10 protein-coding genes are annotated in these 11,906 nt (G+C 34.7%); 8 read left to right on the top strand and 2 right to left on the bottom strand.

Annotation, left to right across the window (positions count from 1 at the left end; all coding sequences use genetic code 11):
- Positions 1–481 precede the first annotated feature (481 nt).
- The 7 genes from ACZIYX_RS22700 (at position 482) to ACZIYX_RS22670 (ending at position 8,609) form a co-directional block, all read left to right on the top strand.
- Positions 482–1,405, top strand: coding sequence for a GlxA family transcriptional regulator (locus tag ACZIYX_RS22700; RefSeq protein ID WP_462684553.1), 924 nt, complete (start codon positions 482–484; stop codon positions 1,403–1,405).
- Between the two features lie 48 nt (positions 1,406–1,453).
- Positions 1,454–2,383, top strand: a complete 930-nt coding sequence (locus ACZIYX_RS22695; RefSeq protein WP_462684552.1) for a GNAT family N-acetyltransferase — start codon at positions 1,454–1,456, stop codon at positions 2,381–2,383.
- Between the two features lie 83 nt (positions 2,384–2,466).
- Positions 2,467–2,784 (top strand): hypothetical protein, encoded by a 318-nt coding sequence (locus tag ACZIYX_RS22690; RefSeq protein WP_462684551.1) that lies wholly within the window; start codon positions 2,467–2,469, stop codon positions 2,782–2,784.
- A gap of 108 nt (positions 2,785–2,892) precedes the next feature.
- The gene (locus tag ACZIYX_RS22685; RefSeq protein WP_462684550.1) at positions 2,893–4,401 is read left to right on the top strand and encodes an SGNH/GDSL hydrolase family protein; all 1,509 of its coding nucleotides are present in this window, start codon (positions 2,893–2,895) and stop codon (positions 4,399–4,401) included.
- The gene (locus tag ACZIYX_RS22680; RefSeq protein WP_462684549.1) at positions 4,388–5,668 is read left to right on the top strand and encodes a GDSL-type esterase/lipase family protein; all 1,281 of its coding nucleotides are present in this window, start codon (positions 4,388–4,390) and stop codon (positions 5,666–5,668) included. Before ACZIYX_RS22685 ends, ACZIYX_RS22680 begins: the two co-directional genes overlap by 14 nt.
- Positions 5,661–7,319, top strand: a complete 1,659-nt coding sequence (locus tag ACZIYX_RS22675; RefSeq protein WP_462684548.1) for an MBOAT family O-acyltransferase — start codon at positions 5,661–5,663, stop codon at positions 7,317–7,319. The genes ACZIYX_RS22680 and ACZIYX_RS22675 overlap by 8 nt, the downstream gene beginning before the upstream one ends.
- 636 nt (positions 7,320–7,955) lie before the next feature.
- Entirely contained in the window at positions 7,956–8,609 is a 654-nt protein-coding gene (locus tag ACZIYX_RS22670; protein ID WP_462684547.1) for a uracil-DNA glycosylase family protein, read from the top strand.
- A gap of 240 nt (positions 8,610–8,849) precedes the next feature.
- Here the strand turns inward: ACZIYX_RS22670 and ACZIYX_RS22665 are convergent, their stop codons facing one another.
- Complete coding sequence (locus tag ACZIYX_RS22665; protein WP_462684546.1) at positions 8,850–9,671, bottom strand: tetratricopeptide repeat protein; 822 nt, start codon at positions 9,669–9,671, stop codon at positions 8,850–8,852.
- Positions 9,668–10,237, bottom strand: coding sequence for an RNA polymerase sigma factor (locus tag ACZIYX_RS22660; RefSeq protein WP_462684545.1), 570 nt, complete (start codon positions 10,235–10,237; stop codon positions 9,668–9,670). Before ACZIYX_RS22660 ends, ACZIYX_RS22665 begins: the two co-directional genes overlap by 4 nt.
- A gap of 184 nt (positions 10,238–10,421) precedes the next feature.
- Here ACZIYX_RS22660 and ACZIYX_RS22655 point away from each other — a divergent pair, with 184 nt between their 5' ends.
- Positions 10,422–11,699: a S8 family serine peptidase gene (locus tag ACZIYX_RS22655; protein WP_462684544.1), complete on the top strand. Its 1,278-nt coding sequence runs from the start codon at positions 10,422–10,424 to the stop codon at positions 11,697–11,699.
- Positions 11,700–11,906 lie beyond the last annotated feature (207 nt).

The raw sequence follows: 11,906 nt of genomic DNA, 5'->3' as shown, positions 1-11,906 counted from the left end.
TGGCATATTGCAAAATACAAATTATTACAGTAATATCAAACAAGAAATGGTATTATTTCTTTTTCATCTGTTCTTCGTTAAAAAATATAACCGTAACTACAGCTATGCTTGATGCCAGCTTAAGTCTGGTACAAGCTTTTTGCCTTGAATACTTAAAAAATAAATTCAATTTCTATACGCACTATTTCAAAGTTAAAATGGTATAATACCCTGTAAAGAAGTCTAAAAAAGCTATTCTCGATAGCTTTGTTGAGTTTTGTCGAAGTACAACTCTGCCCTGTACAGAGCGTAGCCTAAGTATAAGATACAATACAATTTAACCATAAAATTTTGCGGCTAAACGTATTCATTTCATAATCAATTTGGTATAATTAACGCGGTTTTCTTACATCTTCAATTCAGATTGTTAGAGGATGTCCTTATAAGACGTTTTAACGTCCTTTTGTATGTAATAAAAACGGTATAACTTTATATTTATATTATGAAGAAGATTATTTTTATTATACCTCCGGATTTTGAGTTGTTAGATGTAGCTGGACCAGCACAAGTTTTTAATGAAGCTAAGTTTTATGGATTCGAAATAGATATAGAGTTCTATGCGATGCAAAATGATATTACAAGCTCTGCGGGATTACCAATGGGGTCAATTAAAAATTATAAAAAAGCACTGCCAAAGCATGGGGATTTTATAATTATACCAGGAATACATTTTGAAAGCCTAGAAAGACACGAAGAAAGAGAGATTTTATTTCTTAACTGGCTTACAAAACAAGCAAATAAAGAAGTAAATATTTGCGCCATGTCTAATGCAGCATTTATTTTGGGAGAAGCAGGCTTATTGGATAACAGGGATTGTACTACCTTTTGGCGAAGAATAGATTTATTGCGCAAGTTATTTCCAAAAGCCAAAGTATTAACAGATGTATTATTTGTAAAAAGCAGTAATATATATACAAGCGCAGGTATTAGTGCAGGTATAGACGTAGCCTTGTCCATACTCGAAGAACTGAAAGGACCTCTTTTTACCAATAAAATAGCCCGCAGTTTAGTTATTTATCACCGTCGCAGTTCTAATCATACACAACAAAGTATTTATTTGGATTACAGAAACCATATAAATCCAAAAATACATCAGGTACAAGATTTTATGATTACCAATATAGCATCCAAAATCACTATACAAAAACTGGCAGAAAAAGTAAATATAAGCCCTAGGAATTTAAGTAGAATTTTTAAAAAAGAAACAGAGATAACACTTATCGAATACCTAACAAAACTACGGATAGAAAAAGCAAGAACGCTTAAAAATAATCCAGAATATACTGTAGATTTTATAGCTTCAGAATGTGGGTTTACTTCAGCAAGACAGTTACAACGAATTCTAAAAAAAGAAACAAGGACTTAGCCAAACAAATTTAATTAAGTGATTTAAACTTTTTCAATATATCATAAAATGAAACAAAGCAAAATACTAGAAACACAAAGACTTATTCTTAGAGAACTGGAACTAACCGACACGAATTTTATTATACAATTAGTAAACTCCCCAAAGTGGTTAAAATTTATTGGAGACAAAAATGTTAGAACAGAGGAGGATGCAAAAAAATATCTGGAAAACGGACCAATAAAAAGTTATAAAGAAAATGGTTTTGGTTTATGGCTGGTACAATTAAAAGAAGGGAATACGCCTGTTGGCATGTGCGGACTTATAAAAAGAGAAACCCTGGAAAATGTAGACATAGGATTTGCAATGCTGCCAGAGTATGAAAAGTTAGGGTATGGGTTCGAAATTGCTAATGCTACCATGAATTATGCAAAGAATGTTTTGCGCCTAAACAAAATTATTGGGATAACAGATCCTGCAAATAAATCTTCGATTAAACTATTAAACAAGATAGGTCTTACTTTTGAAAAAACAAAAAAACTGTTTGATAACGATACAGTTCTTGTGTTCTCTCCTTTTGATAATGTTAAGGACAAAAATGAGATAGATATACTAACTGACCGCTTTTTTGATGTATTTACCAATACGAACCATAAAGTGCCGGACATAAATAAAATAAGGGAATTATGTGTTCCTGAGTGTATGTTTATTAGTAATACAGCAGGCATGCCAGAAACCTGTAGTGTAGAACAATTTATTGCTTCCAGGGAAAAAATGTTAAGAGATGGAACACTTATCGATTTTAGCGAAAACGAAATTTCGTATACCATAGATATCTATGGCAATATTGCCCAAAGATTTAGTCTTTACCAAAAATCAGGAAAGCTAAATAATGTTTATTTCGAATCCAAAGGAATGAAATCTATTCAATACCTTAAGATAAATCAGGAATGGAAGATATGTTCTGTGACCTGGAGTGATGAAACACAAAATAAATAGGCTCTTTAACGAACACCATCCACTCGTTATGGAGTGCTTTGCCCTCAAAAAGGTAAAGCAACCGTTTTTAGATACTAATATTTTTGTTCCCGGTAAGCGGGAAAGGGTTTTATACCGCCGGGAGAGGTAATACAAGTGCAGGGAAAGGGTTTTATACCGCCGGGAGAGGTAATACAAGTGCAGGGAAACGGTTTGGTACCGCCGGGATAGGTAATACAAGTGCCGGGAAACAGTTTGGTAACGCCGGGATAGGTAATACAAGTGCCGGGAAACAGTTTGGTACCGCCGGGATAGGTAATACAAGTGCAGGGAAAGGGTTTGGTAACGCCGGGAGAGGTAATACAAGTGCCGGGAAAGGAGTTGTACCAACGGTAATGATAAAATTAGATATTCGATATTAAATAATTATCAAAACTATTCTCTATCTTTAATATACTAGGGGATAAAGCCCTTTGTAGTTTAGAAAATCTTTCTATTTTTACAAGGCAGTAACATTTTTTTATGAAAATTTGAGAATCAGACCTATTCAAATATCCGTATTTATCCTGTTTATATTAGGAGCATTGTTTGGGCTTATGTTTTTAAGCAAAAAAGGGCAAGTCAAAAAAGCACAAGTTCATGACGATGGATTTTCTTATGAAGGAATTTCTGTAAAATACCCAACGTACACTACTTTTTTAGGATTAGAAAAAGACACGGTTTTAACCCGAAAAGATGTTTTGGAAGTTACCAATATCGTAACCCCTCTGGAGGTAGAGTCAGAAGAAGAAGAAAGCATAGCAGTGCTATCCAAAGAAATAAAACAACTTCCGGATTTTTCTAAAATAGATACCACCAGGATTGTTAGAATCCAATACCCGGATAGCAATCCTGATTTTGTAAAAAAATTAAGAAACAAACTATCTTCCAGATCTTGCAGGATTATACACTATGGGGACTCGCAGATAGAAGGAGATAGGATCACCGCGTATTTGCGAAACCGATTGCAACACATGTACGGGGGTAGTGGCCCTGGCTTTATTCCTGTATTACCAGTGTATTCACAAATAAGTGCAATAGTAGAACCAAGTAGTAATTGGCAACGATTTGCTTTTTTTGACCCTACTCAAAAAAAGTTTTCACATAAAAAATATGGAGCATATCTGTCTGTTTCCCGTTTTACAGAACATTTCGAAAAGCTTCCGGATAGTACCAAAATAGATTCTATGCCAGTAATTAGAGCTTCTGTTAAAATTGGTAAATCCCAAAAAGCCTATGCAAAATTCAGACGATTTACAAATATAGGGTTGCATTATGGTAACTGTAATTTTCCTGTAAAGATATCAGTCTATAATAATGGGGCTTTACTTCAACAAGGCGATTTAATTGCAGATGGCGAATACCACGAGTACAAGATCAGAACAAACACCACACCTTCTAGCCTAAAGATAGAAGTAGAAGGAAAAGTAAGCCCGGATTTTTATGGATTAACATTAGACGGGGGATCCGGAGTGCAAATAGATAATGTAGCAATGCGAGGGGCTTCAGGAACTATTTTTACCAGATCCAGTACAGCTACCTACAGCAAAATGATGGCAAAATTAGATCCGGAAATTGTTATTATGCAATATGGAGGAAATACCATGCCATATCTGAAAGACTCTACAGAAGTTGAAAATTATGCCAAACATGTGGTATATCAGGCAAACTGGATTAAAAGGCAAACAAAGGGATCTAATATTATATTTATTGGCCCAACAGATATGTGTTTACCCGTAAATGGTAAAATGGAAACCTATCCATTATTACCATACCTTAATGACAAATTAAAGGAAACCTGTTTGAAAAATAATATAGCTTATTGGAGTATGTATGCTGCTATGGGAGGAAAAGGATCGATGAAGTTATGGGTAGACGAAAAATTGACTGCCACAGATTATATGCATTTTACCTGGAAAGGAACCAAAATAATTTCAGAACTATTTTTTACAGCCCTATACCTTGACCTCAAAGAACCTAAAAATAATGACAATACCTAAAAAAATATCTTTTTGCTTATGGCTTTTTACTTTGCCTATAATAGCACAAACCTATGTTATAGATACCGTACAAGACAAATACACTTTTGTAAACTGGAAAGCTAATACCATAAAAATGGCAGAAAGTTCTCCTGCCTTTAAATCTCTTTTTCATAAACTGGATACTATTGCTAAAGGAGGGAAAGGAAAACTGCACATTTTTCATATAGGGGGATCCCATATTCAGGCAGATATTTACTCTAACCGGCTTAGATCTTATCTTCAGACCATGAGCCCGACAACCAAGGGGCAACGAGGGTTTATATATCCATATAGTATTGCAAAAACAAATAATCCGGGTAATTATAAAATTAAATACGATGGTAAATGGTCAGGATATCGGTGCTCTGTTAAAAAAGATAGTGTAGCCTGGGGATTATCGGGAGTGACAGCCGTTTTTAAAGACTCTGTTTCTAACATAAAAATAATAGCTAATGGAAATAATTATCATGAAAAAATGTATGATTTTGATAAAATCAGGATTTTTTATGATAACTGGAGCGACGATTATGAAATCTCCTTTAAGCAAGACTCTATAGTATCTAAAGTAATAGAAAACAAGCAAGCACATTTTGTAGAATATGCACTTAACACTACTGTAGAAGAAATAGAATTTTGTGTTCGTAAAGTAAAAGATACCGCAAATGCAGAGTTTTTGATGATGGGAGTAGAGTTAATGAATGATAATACAGGGATCGAATATACTTCTATTGGGGTTAACGGAGGGAGTTTTTCGTATTATGAACGATGCCGTTATTTTAAAGAACAATTACTCCTTTACAAACCTGACCTGTTTATTATATCTATAGGAACCAACGACGCATACCACCCCGATTTTGACCCCAAAGCATATAAAAAATATTATACCGATTTTATAAAATTAGTTCAACAAGCAAACCCGGATTGTGCAGTATTGCTAACAGTACCAAACGACTCTTATTATAAAAAGAAGCTTCCGAACCCCAGAACCAGAATTGCCAGAGATGTTATTTATCAAGTAGCCGAAGAACAAAAAATGGCAGTTTGGGATTTTTATGAAATTATGGGGGGATTTAACTCTTCGCAAAAGTGGTATACCAATAGATTAATGCCTCGCGATCGTATACATTTTACAGTTATGGGATATAGAATAAAAGCAGATTTATTATTACAGGCATTGGCAAACTCTTGGGAAAACGAACTACAACTAGAGTCTAACTCTATCTTGAATCAGATTATTAATGAATAGACTTATTGATATATTCTCTTTTTCAGAGGACTCCCCGTTAATATTTACACAAGCAAATTTTTGGATATTCTTTGCGGTAATATACTTTATCTATTCTATACTATATAGCAAAAAGAGTTTACGAAGTGCGTATCTGTTTGCGATCAGTTTGCTTTTTTATTATAAAACCAGTGGACTTTTTGTAGGGATCTTGCTTTTTAGTACCGTTAATGATTTCTTTTTAGGTAAAGCCATTTATAAAAGCAAATCTGTTTTATTACAAAAAGTATTAGTAGCAGTTAGTGTAATTATTAACCTGGGGACATTATGTTATTTTAAATATGCCTATTTCTTCACAGATTCTTATAATTACCTTTTTCAAACCAACTACGAAGTAGTTAATTATTTAGCACAATGGGCTAATACTTGGGGAGCAGTAGATTATTTTACGATCGATAAAATTATACTTCCGGTAGGTATTTCGTTTTATACCTTTCAGACGATAAGCTATAGTGTAGATATTTATAGAAAACAAATCAAACCCTTAAACTCTATTATAGATTTTGGATTTTTTGTAAGTTTCTTTCCGCAGTTGGTGGCAGGTCCAATCGTGCGAGCCTCAGATTTTGTACCACAAATACGTAAAGAGATTAATATTACCAAAGAAGAGTTTGGTAGAGCCTCTTTTATGATTTTAAAAGGGCTGATAAAAAAAATGTTGTTTGCAGATTATATCGCTGCAAATTTTATGGATCGTGTGTTCGATGTGCCCGAAATGTTTTCTGGTTTTACTAATATCATGGCAATGTTTGGGTATTCGTTACAGATTTACGGCGATTTTTCGGGATATACAGATATTGCAATAGGATTAGCATTACTTATGGGATACAAATTACCAGTTAATTTTAACTCCCCATATAAAGCCATACACTGTGGGGATTTCTGGCAACGCTGGCATATCTCCTTATCTACATGGTTAAAAGATTATCTGTATATACCAATAGGAGGTAATCGCAACGGAACCATTTTTTCATACACATTTATATTAGTATTTACATTTTTGGGAGCGTTTGCAGTTTCGGATTATGCAATAGCCCTGTCAGCAACCTCTGTAGTGGGGGCAATACTAATTGTCACTTTATTTTCATCTAAGCTGGCAAAGCACTTTAACCGTAATGTAAATATCATGATTACCATGTTGGTTGGTGGGCTATGGCATGGTGCCTCCTGGAAATTTGTGATTTGGGGAGGGCTTAATGGTCTGGGGATAGTAGCATATAAATACTGGCGTAAGGTAAGCCCGTATGAAAACTCAAATGCGTGGTATGCTACATTGTGGAAGATAGCCCTAACCTTTGTATTTATCACTTTTACCCGTATCTATTTTAGAGGAAATAGTATGGATCATATACAGCGATTTTATGAGCAGGTAACTACAAATATGGATTGGCAAAATGCTTTAATCGTACTTTGGGAGTACAGGTTGGTATTTATAGTGATGTTTTTAGGATATGTAACACATTGGCTGCCATATAGTACCAAAGATTGGATCGAAAATTTGTTTATTAAAAGTAATATGATTATCAAAGCTTTAGTGGTAATGATCGTTGCAATTATTTGTTATCAAACTTATGCCGCAGATTTTCAGCCTTTTATTTATTTTCAGTTTTAGATATCTCTGACCTCTGGTTTTTTTTAAATTATGCTGGAAGTCCGAAGTCGGGTGTCGGGTGTCTGATGTCCGAAGTCGGGTGTCGGGTGTCCGAAGTTAGGTGTTGGGTGTCGGGTGTCCGAAGTCGGGTGTCGGGTGTCCGGTGTCCGAAGTCGGGTGTCGGGTGTCCGAAGTCGGGTGTCGGGTGTCCGAAGTCGGGTGTCTGATGTCTCCCTCAACCTCCGTCTTCCGTCTTCCGTCTTCCGACTCCCGTCTTCCGACCTCCGTCTTCCGACTCCTGACTCCCGACCTCCGTCTTCCGACCTCCGACCCCGACTCCCGACCTCCGATTTTTTTAAATTATGTTGGAAGTCCGAAGACCGATGCCGGAGGTTTGTTCAGAGACGGACATTAACTCAACAACACTAAATTTACCTGACTCAAAGTCTGAAACTAATCTGCGTTTGAAGTCCTCCGAGTAAACACGACATTTACGAATCTTTCTTAGGTTTGCTTTCATAAATTGACATTTTTGTGGTGAACCTATATCAGAGACGGACAGCTTCTGACCTCGGACATCCAGCTTCCGACTTTGAGCTTTGCACTTTTACATTTATCGTTTTATATTTATCATTTTACATTTAGTATTTACGTACCATGTTTTTACATACACATCCTTATAAACCATTTTTTCCTGAAGGAGCAACAAAACTAATTGTTGGCACATTGCCTCCGCCAAGATTTACCACAGGAGAGTTAAAAGAAGGAGATGTTGATTTTTGTTACGGTAGTATTAGTGGTTTGTTATGGCCGGTATTGGATAAGATTTTTGATTTAAACCTTATTTTTGAAACGACAGAAGAAGCAATAAACCAAAGAAAAAACTTTTTGAAATTGCGTAATATAGGAGTTTGTGATATTGTAGAAAGTTGCGAGCGACAAAAAATAGATGCATCAGATTTAGGAATGCAAAACATAAAGCTTAGAAATGTTTTATGGTATTTAAAACAATATCCTAAGATTAATACATTACTGTTTACCGGGGGTAACAGTAAAAATGGTCCTGAATATTTTTTTAGAAAACATATAAAAGAAAAAGGAATATCATTAGAAATAGTATCTAATGATATTCCTAGAATACACAAATTTGTTATAGAAAATCGCATAATAAAAACCATATCTCTTACCGCGCCATCGGGTGCAGCCAACCGATCTATAGGTGCTCTGGACGAATACAAAAACTTAAAAAATAATAACCCTAATTTTAATACAATAGATTTTAGGGTACAACAATATCAGAAATTCTTTTAGTGTACATATTTCTTAATCAAAAAGAGTTCCTTGATGTTCTGCGTCGAGGTTTTCCTTCAGATTGTCATTCCTATGAAAATGGGAATCCAAATAACGTAATTTCGATTTTTGACACTAAGCAAAATGAAACGATCGAAAATACGGCTATGTGGCTGATTCAAGGATAGTTCATTTCAAAAAAGATGGATTCATTAAAATAATACCAGCTCTTATAAGAAGCGATAAAAAAATGCTTCAAGTTTATTTTTCGAGTTGTGATAATAATTCATTTGCCTTTTTAAAATAATAATTATCAGGATTATTACGTAGTAGTTTCAAATTTGCAATAGCTTTTTTATCATTGCCTTGTTTTAAATAGGTTAGTGCGATATACCAATAGGCTCTGTCACTTTCGATAGTGTTACTTTTTAATAACTGATCAAAAATTGGTAAAGCCTTATCAAAATTATTAGATTCTAGATACGCTATTCCCAGATAGGTAAGAACATGAGGATTGATAATTTCTTGATGTAAAGTTAAATACGAGGAAAACAGAGGTATTGCCTCTGCATATTTTTTATCAATAAACAAAGCTTCTCCTTTTGCAAGATCCTGCTCATGATCTCCTCTTACCGTTAAGGAGGGTAGATTTTCCCAGGTATTATATTCGGCATACAATTCTTTAGAAGATACCTCTGTATCAATAAAAAATCGATTCACCAAAAACACCAATGCTATAGCCGCAGCAGCATAGTATAGATATCGTAGTATTGGTTTTTTAGAAGGCGTATTTTCTATATCATATATCTTTTTACCGGCTTTTATTTTTTGTGACAATTCTTGGATCTCTTCACTTCTTAGGTGATTTTGGAGTGCCTGTAATTCCTGAGAATCGATAGGTAGCTGTTGTGCATTCGAAACATCCGTACCATATTGTACATACATTTCTTTATGTATAGCTACTTCTTGGGCAAGATCAGTATCATTTTGTATGCGTTCTTCAAAAGCCAGTCGATCAGGATCCGATAGGTTCTGATCCAGATACGCAGCAATCATTTCATAAGTATGTTCATCAAAACTCATAATTCTTTCAATTCTTTAAATCGTACATCAGATTGTATATATTCAGAAAGCTTGGCTTTACATTTAAAAACCCGTTGCCGCACCACTGTTTCTGATAAGTACGATGTTTTGTCTACAATTTCTTTATAGGATAATTTATCAAAGAAATAGCCTAAGATTTCTTTGCAATTACCAGACAGTTTTTCGAAGGCTTCTTTATATAATTCCCAACGTTCCTGATCTAGTATGGCTATCGCCATATCCTTTTCATTATCTATAGGTTCAACAATCTGATCTTTTGTTACCCACATTTTGGTTTTATTTAACTCGCGTCTCCATAAATTTTTACAAGCGGTAAACACATATCCATCAAAAGAGGTGGTAAGATTAAACTCTTGTATTTTTATTCTGGTAGCTAATTGTATCAATACTTTATGAAAAATATCCTCGGCATCTGCATATTGTCCTTTATTCTTGGTAACAAAACTGGCAACTTTAGGAAATACTTGTGTATAGATCTCTGCGATTCCTTTTTCATCACCATTAAGCAGGCTGGTCAAAAGATAATCGTCTTTTTTGGTAGGCATAGAGTTCGTGTGTTTATGTAAAAATAAGGATTTCTAAAAAAAAAGAAATAGATTCGGGTAACATTTTAAAAAAACAGGAACGGGTGTATATCGTATGCATATAATATTAGGATAAATACTATGTTATATCCATTAAGGATGAATACAAATTGGAAAAATTAATAAACACTTAAAACCTTTACTAATGAAAACAAAAAAAATATTGGGATGTGCATTTTTAGGACTAATGGGCGTATTGCTAAGTTGTACACAAAAGGGAATTCATGAATCAGTAACACAAGAGGCTACTTCTGTAATAGAAGTCAAAGAATCTGGAAAATGCGATAGTGAAACCATTCCTAATCAACTTGTGGTGAAATTCTTTAGGCATGTTGAAGAAATTGATAAAAGAATCTTAAGGGCAAAACTGGAAGTAAAAAACTTTAAAAAATGTGAGTGTGCAGATAAAACCTTAGAAATGTGGGAGTTTGATGAGAAGGATAGCCATGGTAACCCTTTGAATATAGAAGAGAAAATAGGAATAGCAGAAGGGGAACCTGATTTAGAAGGGGTAGATACCAATTTTATCATGACTACTACGGGTACTACAGGTTTTTATAATGGGGGTAATCCACATTATAGTACCTTGCCTACAGCTTTATATACCTCTAATGCAGAGGTTACTATAGCGGTTCTAGATACCGGGATACAGTATGATTATTTTGATATAGGATCTTACCCTCCTTTTTTATATTATAATGCTGCTAGTAATACCTGTTCAAACGGTATGGATAATGAATTTTCGGGCTGGGATTTTGTAAATAATGATCCTATCCCGTATGATGATAATGGTCATGGTACTATAGTAACGGCATTGATTACTAAAAAAATACTAAGTTATAAGACCCCAATACCATTTCAAATTCTACCTGTCAAAATATTTGATGAGAAAGGTAAGGGTACCTATTTTGATCTGTTATGTGGGTATCGATATGCGGTTAAAAAACCAGGAATGGATATTATTAATATGAGTTTTGGCTGGTGCGGAGAAAGACATGCTCTTCTTGAAAAATTTATAGGAGAGACCGAAAGGAAAGGAAAAATATTGGTGGTAGCTTCTGCTGGTAATCAAGGAGAAGATAATGACCAGATGGAACATTATCCATCTTCCTATCCAAACAAAAATGTATTAAGTATAGGCGCTATAAATCAGAATAATACTACTTTGGCTTCCTTTTCAAATTTTGGAAAACACAGCGTAGATTTTGCTGCTACTGGAGAAGATATAAAGTTTGATTTTGGAAATGGAGTAGAAAAAGTATCGGGGACCTCATTTGCAACAGCGTTTGCCACTGCAAATGCAGCTTACTATTATGCAAAAGGAACCCCCAGAAAACAGATAGAAGCAAAACTGAAGGGTACATCTAAGTATTTGAATAGTTTGGAGCAAACTATAAAGTACTCTTCTTACCTTCCTGAATAGCGGTAAATTTCATTCCAGATCAGGTTTAGAATGACAAGGTATTTTTGTTTGTCATTCCGTTGAAGAACGGAATCCATAAAGGAGTTGTTTCGTTATAATAGATTCCAGATCAGGTTTGGAATGACAAGGTATTTTTGTTTGTCATTCCGTTGAAGAACGGAATCCATAAAGGAGTTGTTTCGTTATAATAGATTCCAGATCAGGTTT

The sequence above is a fragment of the Aquimarina sp. genome (genome assembly GCF_977115655.1).
Note: the sequence above shows the minus strand (reverse complement) of the source record. Positions and strands in the feature narration are given on the sequence as shown.

Excerpts from the sequence above, each read along its gene's own strand:
- ACZIYX_RS22700 (WP_462684553.1), top strand. The coding sequence starts at position 482 with ATGAAGAAGATTATTTTTATTATACCTCCGGATTTTGAGTTGTTAGAT.
- ACZIYX_RS22695 (WP_462684552.1), top strand. The coding sequence starts at position 1,454 with ATGAAACAAAGCAAAATACTAGAAACACAAAGACTTATTCTTAGAGAA.
- ACZIYX_RS22680 (WP_462684549.1), top strand. The coding sequence starts at position 4,388 with ATGACAATACCTAAAAAAATATCTTTTTGCTTATGGCTTTTTACTTTG.
- ACZIYX_RS22675 (WP_462684548.1), top strand. The coding sequence starts at position 5,661 with ATGAATAGACTTATTGATATATTCTCTTTTTCAGAGGACTCCCCGTTA.
- ACZIYX_RS22670 (WP_462684547.1), top strand. The coding sequence starts at position 7,956 with ATGTTTTTACATACACATCCTTATAAACCATTTTTTCCTGAAGGAGCA.
- ACZIYX_RS22665 (WP_462684546.1), bottom strand. The coding sequence starts at position 9,671 with ATGAGTTTTGATGAACATACTTATGAAATGATTGCTGCGTATCTGGAT.
- ACZIYX_RS22660 (WP_462684545.1), bottom strand. The coding sequence starts at position 10,237 with ATGCCTACCAAAAAAGACGATTATCTTTTGACCAGCCTGCTTAATGGT.
- ACZIYX_RS22655 (WP_462684544.1), top strand. The coding sequence starts at position 10,422 with ATGAAAACAAAAAAAATATTGGGATGTGCATTTTTAGGACTAATGGGC.